Source organism: Deltaproteobacteria bacterium (assembly GCA_023382265.1).
Classification (GTDB): Bacteria; JAMCPX01; JAMCPX01; order JAMCPX01; family JAMCPX01; genus JAMCPX01.
Map to the genome: position 1 here is coordinate 72,160 of JAMCPX010000031.1, position 23,672 is coordinate 95,831.

Sequence of the window (23,672 nt, forward strand, 5' to 3'; positions counted from 1 at the left end):
TTATTATATTATGTTAAAAGCACATTACCTAATTTTGAGAATTCATCAAGTACCTGCCCGCTGCCTTTTACCACACTGGTGAGCGGTTCATCTACAAGTATAACCGGCAGCCCGGTGTGCTCTCTTATGAGAATATCAAGATTCTTTAGCATTGAGCCTCCTCCTGAGAGCACAATACCCTTTTCCACTATGTCTGCTGCGAGTTCGGGCGGTGTATGCTCGAGTGCTTCTTTTATCACATCAATTATTGATTCAAGCGGCTCCTGAAGTGCTTCGAGTATCTCTTCATCGGTTATTTCAAGCACTTTAGGAATACCCGTGAGCAGATCCCGGCCTTTAACATTGTACTTCAATGGGGTATTTAATGGGTATGCACTGCCGATAGACATTTTTATCTCTTCCGATGTAGACTCACCTATTAATAGGTTGTATTTCTTCTTCATGTAATTAACGATTGCATCATCCATTTTATCACCGCCGATCTTTATCGAATGCGAATAAACAATCCCTGAGAGGGATATAACGGCAACACCTGTTGTGCCTCCGCCGATATCCACGATCATATTACCTGTGGGTTTTGTTATATCAAGACCCGCGCCTATTGCAGCCGCCATTGGTTCCTCAATAAGGAATACATCCCTTGCACCCGCCGACTCTGCCGATTCTTTTACAGCTTTTCTCTCCACCGGTGTGAGTCCAAGAGGCACGCATACTATGATTCTCGGTCTCATCAGTGTATAACGATTGTTCTGAGCCTTATTTATAAAATACTTGAGCATCTGCTCCGTGATATAAAAGTCTGCAATTACGCCTTCTCTTAAGGGCCTTATCGCGGCTATGTTACCGGGTGTTCGTCCAAGCATCTTTTTTGCATCATTGCCGACAGCAAGTATCTTTTTTATGCCCTTGCTGTCCGTGTACACAGCAACAACGGACGGCTCATTTGTGACTATACCTTTACCTTTTACATAGACAAGGGTGTTAGCCGTTCCAAGATCTATACTCAGGTCATTTGAAAATAAACTTAGAAAAAAGCCTGCCATTTTATCTCCTTGTTTTAAAACCTTTTTAATCTAAGGGCGTTGATCTTTATGAACCCTTCTGCGTCTTTTTGATTGTAGACATGTTCTTCTTCAAACGTGGCAAGCGATTGATTATACAATGAATGGGGTGAACGTCTTCCAACTACGATAACATTACCCTTGTAGAGTTTTAACCTGACGTCACCTGTTACATGGTTTTGGGTTTCATCAATAAAAGTCTGCAATGCAACTCTTTCGGGTGAAAACCAATAACCATAGTATATCATTTCAGAGTACTTTGTTATCATGCTGTCTTTTATATGGTATACCTCCCTGTCAAGGGTTATGGATTCCATAGCCCTGTGCGCGTAGTGAAGAATTGTGCCTCCCGGGGTTTCATACACACCTCTTGATTTTATTCCAACATATCTGTTTTCTACAACGTCTACCCTTCCGATTCCGTTCTCGCCGCCTATTCTGTTTAACTCTTCGAGTAGTTTAAGCGGCGTCATACTTTTACCATTTACAGCAACCGGATTTCCCTTTTCATAGCTTACTTCTATATAGGCAGCTTTATCTGGTGCCTTTACAACGGGCGTTATCAATGTGTACATATCTTCAGGAGGCTCTGACCATGGATCTTCAAGGATACCGCCCTCGTAGCTTATGTGAAAGATGTTTCTATCGCTTGAATAAGGTTTTTCCACGGTTGCCGTAACCGGGATATTATGGTTTTTCGAATACTCTATAAGCTGGGTTCTTGATTTAAATTCCCATTCCCGCCATGGAGCTATTACATTAATCCTCGGATCGATTGTATAATATGTTAATTCAAATCTTACCTGATCATTGCCTTTTCCTGTTGCACCATGTGCTACAGCGTCAGCACCTTCTTGTTTTACAATGTCCATCTGGGTTTTTGCTATCAATGGCCTTGCAATAGATGTTCCGAGCATATAAGTCCCTTCATAAATAGCATTCGCCCTTAACATGGGGAATACATAATCCGATACAAAAATATCCTTCACATCTTTTACATAAGCCTTTACTGCGCCTGTTTTTAATGCCTTATTCTTGACAGCTTCGAGATCCTCTCCCTGTCCGAGATCCGCTATAAATGCAATTACCTCACAATTATACTTCTCTTTCAGCCACCTCAGGATAACCGATGTATCCAGTCCGCCCGAATATGCAACTACCACTTTCTTTACCTGTTTCACCTCATCCTCCCTGCTGTTCATTTAAGAGTTATAATATCGTTTCTAATTAACATCACCGCATTCCTCATAAAGGGAAAAGTCTCAAGCCCGCTTAAAGCGAGTAAATCATCTATACTTGAACTACCATCGATAAGGGATACTATAAATGCAGCTTCCTTTGATAGATTAATTTTCATAATATCTTCCATCTCTTTTTTCAACTTTGGTACGGCACGGGTGCTGCCGATTTCATTTAAGTAATTATTCAACAAAATCCCTTTTGTTGTATTAAAGAATTCTTTAGCCTTCTCATCACCGGGATTATCTATTATAATCATCTGCAATAACTCGTAAGCAGGCTCGGGCTCGTTTTTCCCAATCAATCTGATCGCTTCATCCAGCAGTTCTTTGTACGAGCCTTTTTTATCCTCAAAAGGTATTTCTTCCTCTGTTCCGTTAATGTAATCCATGGCAAGCTCATTACCGGGATCGCGTTCTAAAATCTTTTTCCATATCCTCTGTGAGCCTACAAAATCACCCTGTGCAAATGTATCTAACCCATGCTCGAAAAGATGGAGTATCTCCTCATTTTTCAGAATCTCTTCAGCGGACTTCATTGTTCGTCTTTCAAATCGATCTCATAAAGTTTAGCTTCATCCGACATGGTTTTTATTTCATCTTCTGTAAGTTTATTGCTTGAGACTATTTCTATTTTATTCTCGAGTCCTGTATCAAGATCAACCGCAGAAACATTCACTATACCATTGTTATCGATATCAAAGCTTACTTCTATTCTCGGTTCACCCTTCTTGGCTGATTTGATGCCAGACAAAACAAACTCTCCGAGCAGTTCATTTTCTTCTGCAGTCACGTCCTCACCTTGAAAAACCCTTATTCTTACCGCCGTTTGATTGTCGTAAGATGTTGTAAATACATGACTCTTCTTGGCAGGTATTGTTGTATTTCTCTCTATTATCTTTGCAAATTCTCCACCATGAGTCTCTATACCGAGCGAAAGTGGTGTAACATCAAGTAACAGCATATCACTGGTGCCCTCTGCCAATGAAGCTGCCTCTATTGCGGCACCAATGGCAACAACCTCATCCGGATTTACTCCTTTATGTGATGCCTTTCCGAAAAACTTTCTTACCTTCTCAACAAGCAAAGGCATACGTGTCTGTCCGCCGACGAGTATGATTTCATCAATATCGGTCGGCTTAAGTCCGCCATTATTTAATGCTTCCTTTACAATCTCAATGGTTTTATCAATCAGGTCGCTTGATAATGCCTCTAATTCATGCCTTGCCAGCCTTCGCGTGTAGTGTTTTGGACCTGTCTTGTCATAGGCAATAAAGGGCAGATTAATCATAGTTTCATTTGCTCCGGATAATTCTATCTTTGCCTTCTCCGATGCCTCTTTCAACCTTTGCAGTGACATTCTGTCAGAACTCAAATTAACACCTATCGATTCATTTATCTCTTTTATAAATAGCTGTATCAATTTGTTGTCTATATCTTCTCCGCCGAGGTACGTATCCCCAGCGGTGGAAATGACTTCAAACACGCCTTTATGTATTTCAAGGATAGAGACATCGAATGTTCCTCCTCCAAAATCATAGACAAGCACTTTTTCATTATCCACCTTTCTATTTAAGCCATAGGCTATTGCAGCTGCTGTTGGTTCATTTATGATCCTCAATACATCAAGCCCTGCTATTCTGCCGGCATCCTTTGTCGCCTGTCTTTGATTATCATTAAAATAAGCCGGAACTGTGATAACAGCCTCTTTTATCTCCTCGGACAAATATTCTTCTGCAACCTTTTTTAATTCTATCAGTATCATTGCCGATATCTCCGGCATGCTGTATTCCTTCGCTGCGATATTAACCCTTACGTCTCCGTTAGAGCCGTCGACAAGCCCGTATGCAACGGTTTGCTTTGCCTTTTCCACACTTGGAGAATCAAACCTTCTTCCTATCAATCTTTTAAATGCAAATACCGTATTCTCCGGATTGATGACGGCCTGTCTCTTTGCAAGATTACCCACAAGTCTTTTATTATCCTTTGTTATTGCAAAATAGGACGGCGTAATTCTATAGCCTGCCTTATTGGGAATCACGACAGGCTGTTTGTTTAGCATCAAAGCTACACAAGAATTGGTCGTCCCAAGATCTATTCCGATTACTTTACCCATATTTATTTACCATTAATGTTTTTATATCCATTATTTTTTTATTTGCAAGTACATTTTCCGGCTGTATCCTAAGTATGGTTTCATACACCTTTATAGCATTTCTGTATAGCTTAAATTTAAAATAAATGCTACCAAGTAGTTCGTAGGCTTCAATATTGTTGTTATCATATTCTATTGCCTTTTGCACATACCCTTTTGCTGTAATATAATCATCCCGATTAAGATAATGCTTTGCTATCAATAAAGGCAGCAGGGTCTCCCTTATGCCTTTATCTGCCAGCCTATCAACCTCTTCTATCGCCTGCTCCACCATTCCGCTGCTGAGTTTATTTTTTATTGATAAGATCATTCCTCCTATGTCCGGATTATCATTTTCCTGCCTCTCTATCTTTACTGTTCGCTCTGCAACTGTATCCGCTCTCGGTTTCTGTAAATCCTTCTCAATAGGTGCTGGGGAGGATTTACCCGTATCCGCCGGTCTTACGGGTTGATTTTTTTGTAAAACCAGTTTTTTTAATACCGTATTATACATCTGTTTCTTTTTTAGATCGTATAGGGTATCGTAAACGTCTGAAAGTTTTTTAAAGATCATCGTAAGCATATCTTTGTAATGCCCTATGTTTTTTCTGAAATATCTGTCCGGATGGTAAATTTTTGATAACTCAAAGAATTTCATTTTGATCTGCTCCGGCTTTGCATCAAAGGGTACCGATAATATTTGATAGAACGTGCCTTCTTTTATGAGCTTTGCCATTTTCTCAATTGCATTCTTCTCATCTTCAGTTAATTCTATATTATTCATTTGCCCGTTTTGCAGAGTCATCTCAAGTCCTTCTATTACAAAAATACCTTTAGCCCATAGAGTTCTAAGGACATCAATAGACTCATCGTACGGCAAGCCGCTCACGGAAGCTATATCTTCTACAGAACTTACACCATCTATCCTTGAAAGGAAGTAGCCCTCTGTTGGTGTAAGTTGCAGCTCATTATAAGATATATTAGAATTTAACTTTGGAATACCGGTTATAAAATCCATGCAATCTTTATACCTCTTTTATGTCATAAATCAATAGAGAGCCTCGCACTCAACCACGTAAGCCTGTGAGGCGCTGGATTTAAACCATCCCCCAAAGAGACACTAAATAGGAGCAGGATAACTGTAAGCCGGATTCTGTTTTGATGGCTATTTGTCTGGGACCGCCATTACTGACAGCCTCAAGCGACCGACCCATAGGCATCGGGTGGACCGCCCTCAAGCGCCTATTTATGCGATCTTGCTTCGGATGGGGTTTACATAGCTACCATGCTCACACACGATACTGGTGAGCTCTTACCTCACCGTTTCACCCTTATCCGCAGAAGCGGACGGTTTACTTTCTGTTGCACTTTCCTTAAGGTTACCCTCAGTTCTTGTTATGAACCATCCTGTCCATTGAAGTCCGGACTTTCCTCTCTGCGTGTACAGAGCAGCCATCCGTTATCCTGATCCGATTATAGCTTAATCCGTCCATATCGGGTGTCAAGTGCAAGACAAGTACTGCACGCACATGCTTTATTCATAATGTTCGTCTTTTAATGTTCTACCAAGCAAAGACTTTATTGATGCCTTGGGCTCTTTCCCTTGATTTAAAATCCTGTATATCTCTTCTGATACCGGCATATCTACATTATATCTCTTTGCAAGAGCCCTTACGGATATAGATGTTTTAACACCTTCTGCAACCATTGTCATACCTCTCACAATATCATCAATCTTTTCGCCCCTGCCTATCCGTAATCCGACCGTTCTGTTCCTGCTCTGGTCATCCGTTGATGTAAGTACAAGGTCACCTATCCCTGATAGCCCTGAAAAGGTTTCTTTTTTTGCACCCGCCCTAACTCCGAGTCTTATCATCTCGGCAAGACCCCTTGTTATAATAGCAGCCCTTGCATTTTTCCCAAGCCCGACGCCGTCGCATACACCTGCTGATAAGGCTATCACGTTCTTTAGACAGCCTCCGAGTTCAACCCCTATTACATCATCGGATGCATAAAGCCTGAAGGTATCTACATTTATCAGATGCTGCAATTGCCTTGCTATGCTTATATCTCTTGCAGATATTGTAACCGCGGTCGGCAGCCCAAGCACCACTTCTTTTGCAAAACTCGGCCCCGATAAAACAGCCACAGTCACATGTCTTCCCAGTACATTCTGTATGATCTGCGTAGGCCTCATAAGTGTAGAATTCTCTATACCCTTTACCGCACTGATGATAATCGTATCCTTCTCGATATATGGAAGAGCCCGTTTCAAAACGTCCCTCATGTGCTGCGAAGGGACAACAACGAAAATTATCTTTTTTGTGCTTACCACATCTTCGATGCTGCTTAATGCCTTGATTTTACGGGAGATTCTGACTCCGGGAAGATATCTGCCGTTCGTACGCTCTGAATTTATTTCCATGCATTGCTCTTCCCGCCTTGCCCATAGATTAACATCATAACCGCTTTTTGCCAGCAATTCTGAAATGGCTGTTCCCCAGCTCCCTGCACCCATTACCGCAATACTTAACTCAGGCAAGCTTATACCCGAACCTTCTCAATAATGCTCTTCTATCACTGCGATCCTTGTCCTTTTCCACACCACATGGTTTCAATCCGTCAATCACACCGAGTATGCCTCTACCCTTACCATTATCCGCGATGATCACTTCAACGGTGTTGGCCGTTGCACAATAAATGGTCGTGATCTCCTGGACATTTTTTAGTGCATTCATCACATTGATCGGATAGGCATTTCTGAGCATTATTATAAAGCTGTGCCCCGTACCTATCGACATTGCATTCTTTTTCGCAAGCTCCGTAAGCTCATCGTCGTTCCCTTCATACCTTACAAGACATGGTCCTGACGATTCATTAAATGTAAATCCAAACTTTATGCCTGGCATACTGCTTATAAGTACCTCATAAATATCTTCAACCGTTTTTATAAAATGGGACTGTCCAAGGATAATGTTTACATCCTCTGGTTTTTCTATTTTAATACTTTGAATATCCATTTATCCCTCCATGCATAATCTTTCGTACTCATTATTACTTGAATTCATATACTATTCTTGAGTATATGATTGAGAACCTCCGAATCCTGCACCTTGTCCTGATGAGCATCGGCCATACGTTTTAATGTAACATAACCGTGTTCTAATTCATCCTCTCCTATGATCATAACAACCCGTGCCTTGAGTTTGCCGGCCCTCCTCATCATACTTTTTATGGTTTTTTCTCCGTAGGTTGTGTCACACATAATGCCATTTTGTCTTAGCATGCCCATAAGTTCAAAAGCCTTGCTGCGGGCACGCGGCACCAACACAGCGATAAAAACATCAGGATTCCTTTCATCCGGAAGCTTTAACATATCCGCGATACGCTCCATTCCCATTGCAAAACCTATGGCAGGTACATGTCCACCTCCCAATAACTCAACAAGATAATCGTATCTGCCGCCTGCGATGACAGCATTCTGCGCATTGTTTGTATCAACGGTAAACTCGAAAACGGTCTTTGTGTAATAATCCAGTCCCCTTACAAGACGTGTATCGATCGTGTATTGTATCTTTAATAAATCAAGGCCTCGTTTTACACTATCGAAGTGAGAGGCACAATCTGCACACAGGTGTTCTGTTATTTTTGGGGCGTTTTTTGTGGTGCTGATACAGCCATTTTTTTTACAATCCAAAACACGCAAAGGATTTGTTTCAATACGCCTTTTACAATCATCGCACAGCTGATCTTTTACGCCGTAAAGAAATAGTTTTAACTCTCTGATATAGTCCGGTCTGCACGCGGGGCAGCCTATGGAATTTAACCTTATAACTACACCTTTTATGTACAGGGCATCTATAACGTCTTTTGCAAGCTCGATAACCTCTACATCTATTACGGGATCATCTATGCCAAAAACCTCAATTCCTGCCTGATAGAATTGTCTGAATCTTCCCTTTTGCGATCTTTCATGCCTGAACATCGGACCAATGTAAAACCATTTCTGTACGGCGTCTTTTTTATCAATATCATGTTCGAGATACGCCCTTACAGCAGATGCGGTACCCTCGGGCCTTAGAGTGAGTGATTCTTCCCCCTTATCCTGAAAAGTGTACATTTCCTTTTCTACAATATCGGTACTTCCGCCGATGCTCCTTACAAATAATCCCGTCTTCTCGATTATAGGCGTTCTTATTTCCTTAAAATTATAGAGGGCGAACAATTCTCTCACCGTATTCTCTATACGGTTGAACTTTGTGACATCGGGGTATAAAACATCATTAAACCCCTGCACGGATTGGAATTGCCCCGGCATGATCAGTCCTTTACTCTTTTTGACTTGAGTAGTTTGTAATTTATACTATCAACAAGTGCAATCCAGCTTGCTTCAATTATATTAAGAGAAACACCAACTGTTGTCCATCTGTTAATACCGTCTCCGGATTCTATCAATACACGGACAGCCGAGCTGGTTCCCTGACCCGATGCTATAACCCTTACCTTAAAATCAAGAAGCCTCATACCTTTTAATTCAGGATAAAATTTTACAAGCGCTTTTCGCAAGGCATTATCAATAGCATTAACAGGTCCATCACCCATAGCGGCCGAGTGTTCAAGTTTACCGTCAACCTCAAGCATAATTGTTGCCTCCGCAATCGCAGGTTCATCTTCTTTACGCTTCTCGTCAATAACCCTGAACCCAAGTAATCTGAAAAAGCTCTTATGCTTTCTTTGCGTTTTATCTATGAGTAACTCAAAAGAAGCTCCCGCACCCTCGTATTGATAACCCTTATTCTCGAGTTCTTTGACGGCTTTGACTATGTTTAAAAGATCATCATCGTTCTCAAGCTTTATTCCGAGTTCTTCGGATTTCGCGAGTACATTCGCCTTACCGGACAGATCCGATATAAGCACACGCCTTTTATTCCCGACAAGAGACGGCTCTATATGCTCATAAGTTTTTGTATTCTCTCTCATGGCACTTACATGTACACCGCCTTTATGCGCAAATGCGCTATCACCTACATAAGGCATGTAGTGATCCGGAACAAGGTTAGCAAGCTCATCTACAAATCTTGAGAGCTCTCTCAGTTTTTTAAGGTTGCGACCGAGCACTTCAAAACCCATCTTTATTTCAAGTGACGGTATGATGGCGCATAGGTTAGCATTACCGCATCTCTCTCCGTATCCATTTATAGTTCCCTGAATGTGATGAATGCCATGCTTTACAGAAATCAAAGAGCTTGCAACTGCTGTGCCTGAATCATTGTGCATGTGAACACCAAGCTTTCCAACATCGACGAACTGCTTAACGTGTTCAATAATCATTTCCACATCCCATGGCAATGTTCCGCCGTTTGTGTCTGCAAGCACGATACGATCCGCCCCGGCATCATTAGCAGCCATTAATGTCTTAATCGCATAGTCTTGATTGTCTTTATATCCATCAAAGAAGTGCTCTGCATCATAAACAACCATATCCATATGCTGTTTGAGAAATTTTATAGAATCGAAAATGAGTTCAAGGTTCTCTCCAAGAGTTATTTTAAGGGCATCCCTTACGTGCAGCTCCCAGCTTTTCCCAAAGATCGTAGCATTATGAACACCCGACGCCAGGATAGCTCTGAGATTCGGGTCATTATCCGCGGAGAAGCCTTTTCTCCTTGTACTGCCGAAAGCTGCAAGTCTGGTTTTTTTTAACTTTATCCTGGAAGCCTTTTCAAAAAACTCTATATCCCTGGGATTTGAACCGGGCCAGCCGCCTTCAACAAAATGGATACCGGCATCGTCCAATATCTCAAGCACTTTTATCTTATCTTCAACAGAGAAATTAACCTGTTCGGACTGCGAGCCGTCCCTTAAAACGGTATCATAAATTTCTATCTTTTCAGATTTTTTTGTAGTCATCTAAAACGTTCATTAACCTGCCTTCTCAAGGTTAAATGCCTCATGCAGCACCCTCACGGCAAGCTCTGCATATTTTGTCTCCACGACACAGGAAATCTTTATCTCCGATGTGCTTATCATCTGGATGTTGATATTCTCCTTAGCCAGAGAAGAAAACATCTTCTGTGCTATCCCTGCGTGACTCCTCATCCCTGCTCCAATGATGGAAATCTTTGCTACACTTTGATCCGTGAGTACATCTTTTGCCTCGATCTGCTTTGCAACATCCTTGATCAATTCTACAGCACGCTTAAAATCTGCCTTTCCGACCGTAAATGTAAGGTCCGTGTATCCTTCCGTACTAACATTCTGAACGATCATATCAACATTGATATTTGCATCCGTCAGCGGTTTAAAAAGCCTTGATGCAATGCCGGGCTTGTCCGGAATCTTTGTGAGTGTTATTTTTGCCTCGTTTTTGTCATAAGCTATACCGGAAACTATTGCTTCTTCCATGTCTTTTTCCTCCGTTACTAATGTTCCTCCACTATCCGTGAAGGTAGATTTTACCATTACTGGTACTTTATATTTCATCGCAAATTCGACCGACCTCGTTTGCAGAACCTTTGCACCGAGACTTGCCATCTCCAGCATCTCTTCGTAAGAGATCTTGTCAAGCCTTCTTGCCTCAGGCACAATGTTTGGGTCAGTTGTATAAACACCGTCTACATCCGTATATATCTCGCACAGATCGGCTTTGAGTGCAGCGGCAAGTGCAACAGCTGTTGTATCGGAACCACCCCTACCCAGCGTTGTTATATTACCTTTTTCATCGATACCCTGAAATCCTGCGACAACAACGATATTCCCCTCTTTCAATGCCTTTTTTATAAGATCATGCTCTATTCTGAGTATGCGCGCTTTTGAAAACGCAGAATCCGTTATGATCGGCACCTGAAAGCCAAGGAATGACTTTGCTCTGTATCCCATCGCGTTGAATGCAATAGATAATAATCCTATTGTAACCTGTTCTCCTGTTGATACGACAACATCATATTCTCTCAAATCCGGTATCTCCGCGGTCTTATTTGTAAAATCAACCAGTTTGTTTGTTTCACCCGACATCGCCGAAACAACAACGATAAGGTCATCCCCTCTGTCCTTTGCCTTTGCTACCTTTCGCGCTACATTTTTGATCTTTTCTATGTCTCCTACCGACGTACCTCCAAACTTTTTAACTACTAAAGCCATATTCCCTTCCTCTTTTAAAATTTTTAATCATTTCTATCCACTCAGCCAGCAATCCATTCTTATCAATTATTCTTATCCGCCTGCCTCTGTTGGTAATATGAAAACTTAAGGATAAATCAAGATAATTTGCAAGAGATTTAAATTTTTCCGGCCATTCTATAAGTAAAAATCCATCATTCATGTAAACATCATAAATACCCGTTCTTAAAAGATCCTCTTCCGATTCAATCCTATAGAGGTCTGCATGAAATATACGCGGTGAAACCCCATACTCATTCATAATGGTAAATGTAGGGCTCGTTACTGCATGCTCGTGCATGTCAAACGCTGTAACAAAGCCTTTTACAAACGTAGTCTTACCCGCACCAAGCTCGCCGGATAATCCAATCTTTGTGCCGCGAGCCAGTTTATCCGCTATAAGCCTTGCAATGAGCATAGTATCTTTTGCACTGGAAACGAAAATTTGGGCTTCCTGTTTCATTAGATCATCATTACTAACAGAACTGTTAAAAAAAAACAATTAAACGGGTTAAATCGAAAGAGTGTGTTTGTAAAAATTTTTGCGGCACGTGTTTAATACATTAAGTCCATGCTTTCCCTGGTGCACTTTTTGGTTAGAGTATCAATAATCCGATCCTGTAAATCAGAAAACTAATAATGAATGCAACGATCAAGGGATAAACGATACCTATTACAAGTAACTTGTTATCGTTAAGCTCTTTTTTCATTGTTACAACGGTTGCCAAACACGGGATATACAGGGTTTGAAAAATAATAAACACATAGGCAATAAGAGGCGTTAGTTGTTGCTTTAACGCAACAGAAAGGGTTCCAGTATCGGTGGCATTGTAAAGAACGGTTAATGTCGCGATTGATGTTTCTTTTGCGGTAAATCCGGTGATCAGCGCAACAATCAATCTCCAGCTAAATCCAATTAGCTTACCCGCCGGTTCAATCCATCTTCCAAATATCCCGAGCACACTTCCGCTCATACTGTTGCCGGGATAATGTGACAAAAACCATATTACTATTGTGGCCCCTACAATATACGTGCCGGCCCTCTGTAAAAAGCTAATAGTTTTATTCCATGCGTACAACCCTACCGTTTTAGCATTCGGCTTCCTGTAGAGAGGCAGCTCTATGATAAGCGGTGATTTTTCACCTTTGAGTACGGTTTTCCTCATTATAAAACCACTCATGATAACAACGGCAAAACTTATTCCTATCGTAGAGAGCATTACCAATGCCGCGTGATCGGGGAAAAAAACACTTACAAACAAGCTTGTTACGATAAACCTTGCAGAGCATGGTATAAAAGGGTTGATCAGTATTGATAATTTCCTATCCGTTTCATTATCCAATACCCTTGAACACATAATACCTGGGACATTGCATCCATAGCCTGTAAGCAGGCATATAAAGCCTTTGCCGTGGAGCCCCAGAATGTGCATTATTCTATCCATTATGAATGTGGATCTTGCGAGTAAGCCGGTATCCTCAAGAATTCCAAGAAAGATAAAAAATATGAAGATAAGAGGGAAAAAAGATACCACCGTACCAACACCGTAGATCAAGCCGTTTATAAGAAATCCCTTTAGCCAAACCGGGGCATGTGCAAGATAAACTCCGAGTTTACCGCCCAGCATAGAAAAAAATCCGCTTATCCAGATCTGCATTGGCAAACTTATGCTAAAAGTCAGCCAGAAAATGAGTCCGAGCACAACGGTGAGTATTACCAAACCCAAAAATTGATTTGTGAGCAGGTGATCGAGTTTATCTGTAAAGGTTATCACATTAAGCCTTAACGGCGTGACAGCAGCAGATGCTATCTTATGTATCCATCCATACCTCGCATCGGTGATCTCTACAATGAGGGACTCAACCTTCGATTGAGTTTCTTTTATATAATTCAATGTTCCCTGATCAATAATAGCTTTTAGTCCGTTTATAACATTATCGTCCCCTTCAAGGATCTTTATGGCGACCCATCGGATATTGTTAAAGGGCAGTCTGAATCTGCTCAATCGTGCGGCCAGATCGTTTATAAAATCTTCAATGGTTCTTGAATATTTTATCGGGGCCGGATTTACGATCCGCTTATCGTCCACCGTATCGTTTATAACGGATAGCAGTTCTTTTATACCCCTATTTTTTGTAGCAATAACGGGAATAACGGGGATGCCAAGATGTCTTTCAAGTTCTTCCACATTTATTTCAATTCCACCGGATACAGCGAGATCAAGCATATTTAAAGCAACCACGACCTTTGCGCCCGTTTCAATAATTTGAGTTAACAGGTACATATTTCGTTCAAGATTTGTTGCATCAATTATAGATACAACTACATCCGGATGCTCTCGAACTATATAATTTGCAGCTATCGTTTCTTCTATAGAGCCGGAAGACAAGCTGTATGTACCGGGTAGATCAATGATTTTGAATTCTTTCCCGTCATAACGGGTCATGCCTTCTTTCCTCTCCACAGTTTTACCCGGCCAATTACCCACATGCTGATTAAGCCCTGTGAGAATGTTAAAAATGGTGCTTTTACCAACATTCGGATTGCCTGCCAGCGCAACCGTTATAGAGTTTTCATGCTCTGTGTCTATGCCGCTGGAATCCGTGCCGTGACAGGAGTCATTGAATATACGTTTTTTAAACATTCTTCACCATAATTAGTTATTGAAAATGATTATCAATTATTACGATCAAAGTCAAGAGGATTCTATACCCGTTTTTAAAAAATATAAGGGTATTTTGCCGGTTACGCATCAAAAGCACTGACGATCAAATCCTGTTTTAGAATTCTATAAATCCGAAATGGGGGCAAGCCGTTTGCTTGCCTATACGGTCATAATCTGTATACCATTTCAAAAAAGGAGGCAGTAGCCATGAAGATATGTGATGTGTCAGCCCTTGAGATACTCGATTCACGCGGGAATCCGACTGTTGAGGTTATGGTTAAATTGGAGAGCGGCGTTTCAGCAGCGGCAAAGGTCCCTTCAGGCGCATCGACAGGGGAAAGAGAGGCACTTGAACTGAGAGACGGGGACAAAAAACGTTATCAGGGCAAGGGGGTTTTAAAGGTAATTGATAATATAGTTAAAATAATAAAGCCGGAAATAACGGGCATGAATGCTTATGATCAGATAAACATAGATAGAAAATTGATAGATCTTGACGGCACTGAGACAAAATCGAAGCTTGGAGCAAACGCAATACTCGGAGTTTCTTTGGCCGTTGCACAGGCCGTTGCAAAAGCAATGGGCATTCCCTTGTACAAGTATATCGGGGGTATTGATACTTATCTAATGCCTGTCCCGATGCTGAACATCCTTAATGGCGGGAAACATGCCGATACCGATGTAGATTTCCAGGAATACATGATAGTCCCTGCCGGTATAAGCTCATTCCGTGAGGCAATAAGGGCATCCGTGGAGGTATACCACACGCTCAAATCAATACTGAAAGATGCCTCCCTTGTTACGTCGGTCGGAGATGAAGGTGGGTTTGCCCCTGATCTTAAGAACAATGAGGAGCCTTTACAATTTATAGTAAAGGCGATTGAAAAGGCAGGATACAAACCCGGTAAAGAGATATACCTAGCTCTTGATCCGGCATCAAGCGAGTTTTATAAAGACGGCAAATATATTTTAAAGGATGAGAACAAAACACTCAACAGCACAAAACTGATAGACTTATATGAAAGCATGGTAAAGGCTTATCCTCTGATCAGTATAGAAGACGGACTTGCTGAGAATGATTGGAATGGGTGGGTTGAAATGAAAAAAAGGCTTGGGTCAAAGATCCAACTCGTTGGAGACGACATTACAGTTACAAACACAAGATATATCAAGAAACTCATAGAACTGGACGGTGCAAATTCGGTGTTGATAAAACTTAACCAGATAGGTACCCTGACGGAGACAATGGAGGCAATAAGGATGGTACAGTCCCATGGGTGGACTGCGGTTGTATCACACAGATCCGGTGAAACGGATGATACAACCATATCTGATCTTACCGTAGGCAAAAATACGGGATTCATAAAAACCGGGGCTCCGGCGAGAGGAGAAAGGGTGGCAAAGTATAACAGGTTGATGGAGATAGAACAGGAACTCCGCGGCAATGCTTCATACGCGGGCATGTCGGCATTTGTGAGTATAGGTAGATAATGTGTATGGAAGTAGAAAACGATACCGTTTTCTACTTCTTGCTCAACCCTTACGCATCCCCATCCGTAATGACCCTGTTAAAATGATCCTGCAAAACTACCTCAAAATACCGGTTAATCACTTTTAGGTTTGCACTGTTCTTGAATTTATGCAGCTCACCAGCAGGCTTATCCTGTATGATAAACCCTGATGCGTATATTCCGGGTATTCGTTTTTCGGTAACGGATAAAACATAAACGGGTATAGATTTAGCATTGCATATTGTTACAATAGCTGTTGTGCCAGATTTGGCAATGATGTTTCCTTTATGAATCGCATCCCCTCCGATAAAAACAGCATTCACATAACCATTCGAAAGCATACTCATACCCATTGCGTCGGTGGTATAATCTACATGGATGCCCTCACTTTTAAGCTCTACCGCCATATCGTAGCCCTCATTCTTTGGCCTTGACTCAAGCACAAGTACGTCAAAAAAAGCTTTATGCCGTTTTGCGTATACAAGCGAATCAAGTACAGTCTTACTCGACGAATAGGTCATTATTTTTTTGTACTTCTTTATGACCGGAAAGGCATTGTTTGCAACCTGTTCTGCATGCCTTTTGATATTAATTTTAAACGTACTGAGATATTTAATAACATCTTTATTATTGTTGCTTTTACCGGAAGATCTCAGACCGTAAGCAAGATTCAGAATAATGCCCATTGAAGGCTGCGACTTTACAAGCCCTTTTGACACATAATCTGTTAGCTTATCCACCCGATAATCATTATGTGCATTTAAGAATGCAAGAATCCGATCTATTGACATTATCGCTATGTTGGTAGAGCCGGATACATTATCATTTGCTATAGGTTTTAGGATGTCATTAATGGTTCCTGCCATTTTTCAACACCTGCTGTAATCATTTTATTATTGGAATTTTATCTTATTATTGACTGTTAATGCAAGTTAATATACTAAAAAGATATGGGGCAGTAGCTCAGTCGGGAGAGCGCCACGTTCGCAACGTGGAGGTTGAGGGTTCGATCCCCTTCTGCTCCACCAAAAATAACAATTATGTTTGGAGGTAAATCCTGTTTGCTGCAAGCTTCCCACATTGTAATGAGCACCTGCATTGCATACGTTGGCTTTTGACCCGGACCAGATGCTAAACTATTCCATCAACAAATGCCCTTACACGAGCATCGGGTTTTAATATGTCCATAAGCATTTTTGCCTTTTGCTCGGACTCTACCGCGTGTTTCAATTTATTCCTCACTACCTCTTCTTGATCATCCGTATTTGAAGCACCTTTAGGAATTTTGGATTCAGCTTCATACGTGCTGTTGTTATATAGTTCTATATTTACTCTCGAGCCGAAAGAAAAAGTAAATGCATTCATGTTTACATGATCATATTTTCTTTTCAATCCATCAACTATGGTATCTCTTTCCTGCCCGGATAAAGCCCTCCGTGCTTTTAGCAGCCGGACTGACTGCAGGGGTATTTTCGGCAGATTTTTTCTCATCAGATGAAAGGCTTTGAGCAGCTTATAAATGCCCGTACCGGCGAACAGAAACCTGCCGCCAACGGCATCGTAAAATGATGCAATGGTTTTTAATGTGTACGTCCAGTCATGACTTAGAACGACTTTTTTCGATAAAGCATTTATCTCCTGTTCGTGTGCGGATAACATGCCTGATGAAAGATGCTTTGCAAGTAAGCCATGGTTTATAATAGTTATCGCGGCGCTTTTGGGAATAGAGAAGTTTATATTTACAGGATCAAGTGTGCCCGTATCGTTCATCTCCGCCATCTTATTCATGCCTATTGTAAGTATGCCTGCAGATATATAGATATGTTTTATATCGTTCGCATCGAGGTCTTTGCCTGTTTTTTGTTTGCATTCGCTCATAATCTTATAGATACTATCAATAGTTGTATCCATGTATGCACAGCCTGGATAAGGTTTAAACGATATAGAATCTGTTACCCACCATTCACCAAAACCCGACAACATCGTTTTGAGCGGAAGGTACGAGAATTTTTCGAGAAAACCGCCTTTTGTTTCAAGTATACCCGTGTTACCGTGCATGCCTGCCTTTGCAAGCCTTGCACCAAACATGCCTGTTATAATAGGTATTGCAGCGGTTGTTAGTTTTGAATCACTTATCATGAACCCTGGGGTAAGCGGATAGTTTGGCTGATACATAGAAACTGCCATTGCGGATGCTATTTGCCGCCTTGTTAAACCGAGGAGCATGGACACTGATGCAGCAGCACCTATTGCATGGATGTAAGACCACATCTGACCATTATGCGGGCCGAGCAGCACAGATGCACCGATCCTCCCCTCGATCTCATTTACCGCAACCTGCGCAGTGATAATATCCTTTATTGTCAGGTTAAGTTCTTCTCCCATAGATAATGCCACAAGCACCGATGAATGACCCGGATGCGCCATGAACAGGTAATCATCGAAATCAAAACTCATTGAATAAATCGCATTTATAAAGCTCGCATACTCTGCAGTGGTTTTTTCCCCGGTTGATAAAACAGTGGATGGACCGTCCGGCAGATTTATCGATCGGATACTTCCTAACGTACCGTAGTGTTTACCCGAGAATGCTGCTGCAAGAATATTAAGTATTTGAAGTTTAGCCTTCTTTAAAACTCGGTCAGGGATGTCTTCATACCTCAACCCGCAAACCCATTCGGCCATTTTATCTATAATATATTCGGACATTGCTGCATATCCTCTCTTTTAATCATGAAATCTCTGTATTTATTTGTTTCATAATTTATTAACCGCCTAAATGCAAGAGGAGATAAAAATCTGGCCGACCTGCCTCTCAATACCGCGGTTTACATAATATAACAAAATTGCCCTTTTGCCGGAACAACATTTTCTCGTATAATCGTTGACATTACGAATTTAATGTGTATTTTATAAATCTATGCGGTTTTTTTATATAGTTTTAATAACATTAGTATTATGTACCTCCGTTGATGCGGAAACCAACAGGCGTGTGGTTTTGATTCTTGATCCTTATGATAATGAACAATTACTCAAAATAAAAGCAGGCATTTTGGAATCTGCAAAATGGATATCATTCCCTGAATATAAAAAGCGAATCTCCCCGGAACAGTACGATTTGTCCGGTGCACAAAGCAAGCTTTCCAATGCAAAAGAGGCCTATGAATTTTTAAGATTTGATGAGTCCATAAAGCTATTGCACGGAATAACCGAAGAGTTAAAATCTTACCCCGCGACAAGTGAGGTACTGGATGTAAATAGAGAAGTATTGCTTTATCTGGCGCTAAATTATCTGGCAATTGATGATACCAAAGGTGCGGATAAGACAATCAGAGATTATGTGTGCATATCCCATGGAAAAGCCCTTGATCCCAATATCTGGCCGCCAAATCTTATTGACACAATTGACAGACGGGAAAAAAGCAGCCGGCTGACAAGTATAACAGTAGCTACAAACCCTTCCGGTGCAAGCATCTATATCGACAGCCGGAAGTCAGGGTTATCCCCTTTACATTCAGAAATTTACCCCTGTATGCATTTTATAACAATCTCCAAACACGGATATGTTACAAGGACGGATAAAATTATCTCCGGAGGTACGTTTAATTTTGATTTGCAGCCTGACCTATCAGCACCTTCCGAACAAACACTGTCAAAAGATAATATTAAACAAATACTTCAAACCTACAATGCCGATGGAATCGTTTTTGTTTCCTTAGAATCTAAAAATCCACGAACAATAAAGGTGTCCATGGTTTTTACACCTGACATTGATTTTACGTCAACGAACTTTGACTATAATAATGAGGATCAGGCAGTTAAACGGGTGATAGATTTTTTAAACCATGATGAGTCTGCTGAAACAAAACAACCTATCCTATTTAAACCTTTACCCCTGGAAACACAGAGTTCTCCTCAAAAAAACTGGTACGAGAACAAGTGGTTATGGGGCACCGGTGCTGCTGTTGCTATAGCCGGAATTGTTTATGCAATTACACAAACAGGCAGAGGGCATTCTTCTTCATCAAATGGAAGCGTTTCAATCAAATGGTGATATGTGGAAGAAAAAACGGTACTATTGTCTGCAGATGAGAATGCACATTTACATACAGATATAAAAAAACCTTTAAATAAAAAAAAGAACCCCTGTTCAAAACAACCCAAAAGCGGGCCGCTGAGAATTATACTTTTTGTACTTGTTTTGATATCAGGCGCAGGGCTCGGTTCTTATACGTATTTTACATACGAAGAACAGAACAAACTTTCAAAAAGTTTTGAGCAGGCTGTCAACAAACATAATATCGCGGACGCACAGCATATATTAAACGCTCTCAAAGAAAAAGGCTATCATTCACAAACGATATCCATATTTGCAAAAACACTTGATGATATGCACTTAAAAGACAATGCATGGCAAAACGCACAGGCATTATATAAGAGTAACAGGTTTACAGATGCATATAATGCACTCGTACGATTTACGACAGACAACTTTTATCATGATAGGGCAGAAGAGCTTGTAAATTCAATAAAACAACACCTGCTAAACGGTATCATACAAACAGCAACATCACTTTATATACAGGGAAACACCGGGGAAGCAAAAGCGCTTGTTAATACCGTACTCGCAGAAGACCCATCCAGCCGGACGGCAAATGAACTTTTAACCTTGATGTACACGCACCAAAATAACAATCATAAGGTGCATACGCCAAAGCTCAACCTTGTCTATACGGATTCAGGTGAACAGGCATACAAACAGGGGGATATAGATAAGGCAATAATGATATGGTCTGGGGGTGGATCTAAGGAACACCCTTCAAATGTGAAAAGGGCTGTTATCGCAAGCAGTATAAAAAAATATCTGAATCTCGGAGAAACAGCTTATGGAAAACTTACTTATGATGCTGCTATTGTATATCTTAAGAAGGCAGACACATTCTCTGAAATGATCAATATCAAGTCCTCAAGCGTAGAAAAAAGGCTCCATAAATATCTTACTGCAGCATACATAGAACTCGGCAAAAATGCACTAATTACACACGCATACAAAAAAGCCGGGGATTTCTTTTCAAAGGCATTGGTATTCGATCCAGATAATGAGAACGCATTATCCGGCTTAATTACAATAAATGATGAGGCAAATAAACTCTACAAAAAAGCTTATGTATTATCAAATGCAAATAAAAAGGAGGCTTGCAGGCTGTACATGCAGGCTATGGATACGGCACAAAAAGGCACCGATGTTTATAAAAAGATTAAAGAACACATTCGTATCTGCGAATAACCCGGTTTGGTTTTATCTGATTGAGGCGGATTCTATGCTAAGCAGACTAAAGGGCCTCATGTTTAATACCACATTACCCATCACACACGCATTATTACTAAAACGGTGCAATTGGATTCACAGTTTTTTTATGTTGTTTCCCATTGATGTAATATATTTTGACAGGTCTATGACCATTATTGACATAAAACATCTCAAGCCTTTCAGCTTTTCCTTTCCGGTGTTTGAAGCGGATTGTGTACTGGAAATAGGATACGGACTTGCAAACAAATATAACATCACTAAAGGCGATAGATTTGAAATTTATGAATAATGCTAACTTCGGTAGATATATGATTATACGACTTATAGAAAGCGGCGGAATGGCAGATGTTTACAAAGCCATAATGACCGGTCCCCACAATTTTGAAAAACCTGTTGCATTAAAAATGATGCATAAGCATTTAGTACATGATGATGCTTTTGTAAAAATGTTTATAGATGAGGCAAGATTATGCGCAAGACTTAATAATCCGAATATCGTTCAGGTCATAGACTTTGGTGAAAACGAAAAGAGGTTGTATCTTGTGATGGAATATATCAGCGGCGTTAATCTATCTACTTTCATAAAGACTTTGCTAAAGCATAATTATAAACCTGATGTAGTGCTCTCTTCTTATATAACAGCAGAAATCCTGAAAGCGTTAAGCTATGCACATACGCTATACGATCCCTGTGGAAAATCACTCGGCATTGTTCATAGAGATATAACACCGCAAAATATACTCTTGTCTTATGATGGTGACGTAAAACTCACGGACTTTGGAATAGCAAAGACAAGATGCTCAATGACAACAACTGTCGGAACTCTAAAGGGTAAGATACGGTATATGTCACCCGAACAGGCAAGCGGACAGGCCATTGATAATAGAAGCGATATTTACTCTGTCGGGCTTGTATTGTATGAGCTGCTTACGTTTGAGCATGCATTTTCCGGGGACACCGATATGTCGCTTTTAAAAAATGTTCGGGAGTCAAAGATCGTCAACCGTCCTACAGAGCTAAACCCTGCTATTCCAGTGGAACTTGAGGCAAGTATATTAAATGCCCTGTCCTTGAATCCGTCTGATAGATTCAACAATGCTGATCTTTTCAAACAAAAATTAGAACCTTATGTAAATAATCCTTCTTTAACTAAGATAGCTCTATCGGATATATTAAAATTTTTATTTTATGATACGATAAGAGATGAATTACATGAGGGAAAAGTCCTTGCTGCAAAAAATCCACATAAAGGAAAGTTGCAAAAAAAACGAATTATAATGTCAATTGGCATAGGAATCATGGGTCTGTGTTTGGCTATTTTTGTTACACTTATGTCTCTAACTGCAAAACGGCCCTCTGGAACACAAGCCCTTAAGCCGGCTTATGCGAAGCCGGTACATTCTTCTTTAAAAATTATCCCTCTACCCGCACACCAAATATCCTCCGGGAATAAACGGGTGCCCGTACATGACACACCTGCCATAATGGAAAAAGCTTTGATCGTTATAAATGCAAGCCCATGGGCAGATATCTATATATCAGATAAAAATACGAGAAAGTTTATCGGTACTACACCTATAAAGCATCTTAGGTTAGAACCCGGCAATTATACAATATTTTTTAAAAACAAATTATATGATTCAAAAACCATCAATGTTAAACTATCCCCTGGAGAGAAAAGAACAGTCGTTCTCAGATACGATCGTGGAAATAAAAAATTTTTTAAATTCATTAACTCCAAAAATACCGAGATGTAGGGCAGCATAGTGTTTTCCTTCACGATTACGCAGGTTGTGGCCCTCATCGATAAGTACCAAACGGTTTATAACCATTTTTATCAATATTTAATGATGATTTGCATATTGCATGGTTTAGGGAAAAATTCAATAGGTTTACGGGGATATTATTGGGATAGATTTCAACGCCCGTATCAAATCACGGCAAGGCTTACCCTCACCTAACCTCGCAAACCAACCTTAAAAACCCTTAAAAATAAAAAGCCCCGCCAACCATATTATTGGGACGGGGCATAACCCCTGGCAGCTACCTACTCTCCCACACAGTTGCCCATGCAGTACCATCAGCCTTGGAGGGCTTAACTTCCGTGTTCGGAATGGGAACGGGTGTTTCCCCTCCAGCATTGCCACCAGAGAAAATAATGCTAAAATTGAATATATAAAAAATCTAGTCAAGTCTTTCGACCTATTAGTATCGGTTAGCTAAATACTTTACAGCACTTACACACCCGACCTATCAACCTTGTAATCTCCAAGGGGTCTTATTCCCTGTCTTACGACAGAGAGGGATACCTTATCTTGAGGTGGGTTTCTCGCTTAGATGCTTTCAGCGATTATCCCTTCCGAACTTAGCTAACCAGCTATGCCACTGGCGTGACAACTGGATCACCAGAGGTTCGTCCATCCCGGTCCTCTCGTACTAGGGACAGATCCTCTCAAGTATCCTTCGCCTACGACAGATAAGGACCGAACTGTCTCACGACGTTCTGAACCCAGCTCACGTACCGCTTTAATTGGCGAACAGCCAAACCCTTGGGACCTGCTTCAGCCCCAGGATGCGATGAGCCGACATCGAG

General features: G+C 40.9%; 18 protein-coding genes, 1 tRNA gene, 2 rRNA genes, 1 other RNA gene and 1 pseudogene. 6 read left to right on the plus strand and 17 right to left on the minus strand.

Going from position 1 to position 23,672, the window contains the following annotated elements:
- Window positions 1-8: 8 nt before the first annotated feature.
- The 13 genes and pseudogenes from M1381_06185 to feoB form a co-directional block, all read right to left on the minus strand.
- Complete coding sequence (locus M1381_06185) at window positions 9-1,043, minus strand: rod shape-determining protein (protein MCL4478676.1); 1,035 nt, start codon at window positions 1,041-1,043, stop codon at window positions 9-11.
- Between the two features lie 14 nt (window positions 1,044-1,057).
- On the minus strand, window positions 1,058-2,263 hold the full coding sequence (locus tag M1381_06190; GenBank protein MCL4478677.1) for an argininosuccinate synthase: 1,206 nt from the start codon (window positions 2,261-2,263) through the stop codon (window positions 1,058-1,060).
- Entirely contained in the window at window positions 2,260-2,838 is a 579-nt protein-coding gene (locus M1381_06195; protein MCL4478678.1) for a hypothetical protein, read from the minus strand. Before M1381_06195 ends, M1381_06190 begins: the two co-directional genes overlap by 4 nt.
- A gap of 14 nt (window positions 2,839-2,852) precedes the next feature.
- Window positions 2,853-4,415 (minus strand): annotated as a pseudogene (dnaK, locus tag M1381_06200) (molecular chaperone DnaK).
- Window positions 4,408-5,451: a DnaJ domain-containing protein gene (locus M1381_06205; protein ID MCL4478679.1), complete on the minus strand. Its 1,044-nt coding sequence runs from the start codon at window positions 5,449-5,451 to the stop codon at window positions 4,408-4,410. Before M1381_06205 ends, dnaK begins: the two are co-directional and overlap by 8 nt.
- A 108-nt stretch (window positions 5,452-5,559) precedes the next feature.
- An RNA gene (gene rnpB, locus M1381_06210) (RNase P RNA component class A) lies at window positions 5,560-5,901 on the minus strand.
- 66 nt (window positions 5,902-5,967) lie between these two features.
- Complete coding sequence (locus M1381_06215) at window positions 5,968-6,975, minus strand: NAD(P)-dependent glycerol-3-phosphate dehydrogenase (GenBank protein MCL4478680.1); 1,008 nt, start codon at window positions 6,973-6,975, stop codon at window positions 5,968-5,970.
- A complete protein-coding gene (locus M1381_06220) occupies window positions 6,968-7,453 on the minus strand; it encodes an adenosine-specific kinase (GenBank protein MCL4478681.1) in 486 nt (161 codons plus the stop codon). Before M1381_06220 ends, M1381_06215 begins: the two co-directional genes overlap by 8 nt.
- A 44-nt stretch (window positions 7,454-7,497) precedes the next feature.
- On the minus strand, window positions 7,498-8,751 hold the full coding sequence (gene hisS, locus M1381_06225; GenBank protein ID MCL4478682.1) for a histidine--tRNA ligase: 1,254 nt from the start codon (window positions 8,749-8,751) through the stop codon (window positions 7,498-7,500).
- 2 nt (window positions 8,752-8,753) lie between these two features.
- Entirely contained in the window at window positions 8,754-10,343 is a 1,590-nt protein-coding gene (gene cimA, locus M1381_06230; protein ID MCL4478683.1) for a citramalate synthase, read from the minus strand.
- A gap of 12 nt (window positions 10,344-10,355) precedes the next feature.
- Window positions 10,356-11,573: an aspartate kinase gene (locus M1381_06235; protein MCL4478684.1), complete on the minus strand. Its 1,218-nt coding sequence runs from the start codon at window positions 11,571-11,573 to the stop codon at window positions 10,356-10,358.
- Window positions 11,557-12,054, minus strand: coding sequence for a tRNA (adenosine(37)-N6)-threonylcarbamoyltransferase complex ATPase subunit type 1 TsaE (gene tsaE, locus M1381_06240; protein ID MCL4478685.1), 498 nt, complete (start codon window positions 12,052-12,054; stop codon window positions 11,557-11,559). The genes M1381_06235 and tsaE overlap by 17 nt, the downstream gene beginning before the upstream one ends.
- Before the next feature lie 133 nt (window positions 12,055-12,187).
- Window positions 12,188-14,236: a ferrous iron transport protein B gene (gene feoB / locus M1381_06245; protein MCL4478686.1), complete on the minus strand. Its 2,049-nt coding sequence runs from the start codon at window positions 14,234-14,236 to the stop codon at window positions 12,188-12,190.
- A gap of 228 nt (window positions 14,237-14,464) precedes the next feature.
- On the opposite strand from feoB, the gene eno reads away from it, so the two are divergent.
- Window positions 14,465-15,748, plus strand: a complete 1,284-nt coding sequence (gene eno / locus M1381_06250; protein MCL4478687.1) for a phosphopyruvate hydratase — start codon at window positions 14,465-14,467, stop codon at window positions 15,746-15,748.
- Between the two features lie 49 nt (window positions 15,749-15,797).
- Here the strand turns inward: eno and M1381_06255 are convergent, their stop codons facing one another.
- Entirely contained in the window at window positions 15,798-16,634 is an 837-nt protein-coding gene (locus tag M1381_06255; protein ID MCL4478688.1) for a hypothetical protein, read from the minus strand.
- Window positions 16,635-16,720: 86 nt separating this feature from the next.
- Between M1381_06255 and M1381_06260 the strand changes: the two genes are divergently transcribed.
- Window positions 16,721-16,796 (plus strand) — tRNA-Ala (locus M1381_06260).
- A 103-nt stretch (window positions 16,797-16,899) separates the two neighbouring features.
- Here M1381_06260 and M1381_06265 read toward each other — a convergent pair.
- Complete coding sequence (locus M1381_06265; GenBank protein ID MCL4478689.1) at window positions 16,900-18,477, minus strand: MmgE/PrpD family protein; 1,578 nt, start codon at window positions 18,475-18,477, stop codon at window positions 16,900-16,902.
- Between the two features lie 211 nt (window positions 18,478-18,688).
- Here M1381_06265 and M1381_06270 point away from each other — a divergent pair, with 211 nt between their 5' ends.
- The 4 genes from M1381_06270 to M1381_06285 are packed head-to-tail and all read left to right on the plus strand — an operon-like array spanning window position 18,689 to window position 22,836.
- On the plus strand, window positions 18,689-19,822 hold the full coding sequence (locus M1381_06270; GenBank protein MCL4478690.1) for a PEGA domain-containing protein: 1,134 nt from the start codon (window positions 18,689-18,691) through the stop codon (window positions 19,820-19,822).
- A gap of 3 nt (window positions 19,823-19,825) precedes the next feature.
- Window positions 19,826-21,055 (plus strand): hypothetical protein, encoded by a 1,230-nt coding sequence (locus tag M1381_06275; protein MCL4478691.1) that lies wholly within the window; start codon window positions 19,826-19,828, stop codon window positions 21,053-21,055.
- Between the two features lie 34 nt (window positions 21,056-21,089).
- Window positions 21,090-21,368, plus strand: coding sequence for a DUF192 domain-containing protein (locus tag M1381_06280; protein ID MCL4478692.1), 279 nt, complete (start codon window positions 21,090-21,092; stop codon window positions 21,366-21,368).
- 19 nt (window positions 21,369-21,387) lie between these two features.
- Window positions 21,388-22,836: a serine/threonine protein kinase gene (locus tag M1381_06285; GenBank protein MCL4478693.1), complete on the plus strand. Its 1,449-nt coding sequence runs from the start codon at window positions 21,388-21,390 to the stop codon at window positions 22,834-22,836.
- Between the two features lie 277 nt (window positions 22,837-23,113).
- Here M1381_06285 and rrf read toward each other — a convergent pair.
- Together rrf and M1381_06295 are read right to left on the minus strand one after the other, a co-directional pair.
- Window positions 23,114-23,230: ribosomal RNA gene (gene rrf / locus M1381_06290) — 5S ribosomal RNA — on the minus strand.
- A 33-nt stretch (window positions 23,231-23,263) separates the two neighbouring features.
- Window positions 23,264-23,672 (minus strand): 23S ribosomal RNA (locus M1381_06295); the annotation flags it as partial.

Coding starts and splice junctions, on each gene's coding strand:
- M1381_06185 (MCL4478676.1), bottom strand. CDS start 1,043: ATGGCAGGCTTTTTTCTAAGTTTATTTTCAAATGACCTGAGTATAGAT.
- M1381_06190 (MCL4478677.1), bottom strand. CDS start 2,263: ATGAACAGCAGGGAGGATGAGGTGAAACAGGTAAAGAAAGTGGTAGTT.
- M1381_06195 (MCL4478678.1), bottom strand. CDS start 2,838: ATGAAGTCCGCTGAAGAGATTCTGAAAAATGAGGAGATACTCCATCTT.
- M1381_06205 (MCL4478679.1), bottom strand. CDS start 5,451: ATGGATTTTATAACCGGTATTCCAAAGTTAAATTCTAATATATCTTAT.
- M1381_06220 (MCL4478681.1), bottom strand. CDS start 7,453: ATGGATATTCAAAGTATTAAAATAGAAAAACCAGAGGATGTAAACATT.
- hisS (MCL4478682.1), bottom strand. CDS start 8,751: ATGCCGGGGCAATTCCAATCCGTGCAGGGGTTTAATGATGTTTTATAC.
- cimA (MCL4478683.1), bottom strand. CDS start 10,343: ATGACTACAAAAAAATCTGAAAAGATAGAAATTTATGATACCGTTTTA.
- M1381_06235 (MCL4478684.1), bottom strand. CDS start 11,573: ATGGCTTTAGTAGTTAAAAAGTTTGGAGGTACGTCGGTAGGAGACATA.
- tsaE (MCL4478685.1), bottom strand. CDS start 12,054: ATGAAACAGGAAGCCCAAATTTTCGTTTCCAGTGCAAAAGATACTATG.
- feoB (MCL4478686.1), bottom strand. CDS start 14,236: ATGTTTAAAAAACGTATATTCAATGACTCCTGTCACGGCACGGATTCC.
- eno (MCL4478687.1), top strand. CDS start 14,465: ATGAAGATATGTGATGTGTCAGCCCTTGAGATACTCGATTCACGCGGG.
- M1381_06255 (MCL4478688.1), bottom strand. CDS start 16,634: ATGGCAGGAACCATTAATGACATCCTAAAACCTATAGCAAATGATAAT.
- M1381_06265 (MCL4478689.1), bottom strand. CDS start 18,477: ATGTCCGAATATATTATAGATAAAATGGCCGAATGGGTTTGCGGGTTG.
- M1381_06270 (MCL4478690.1), top strand. CDS start 18,689: ATGCGGTTTTTTTATATAGTTTTAATAACATTAGTATTATGTACCTCC.
- M1381_06280 (MCL4478692.1), top strand. CDS start 21,090: ATGCTAAGCAGACTAAAGGGCCTCATGTTTAATACCACATTACCCATC.
- M1381_06285 (MCL4478693.1), top strand. CDS start 21,388: ATGATTATACGACTTATAGAAAGCGGCGGAATGGCAGATGTTTACAAA.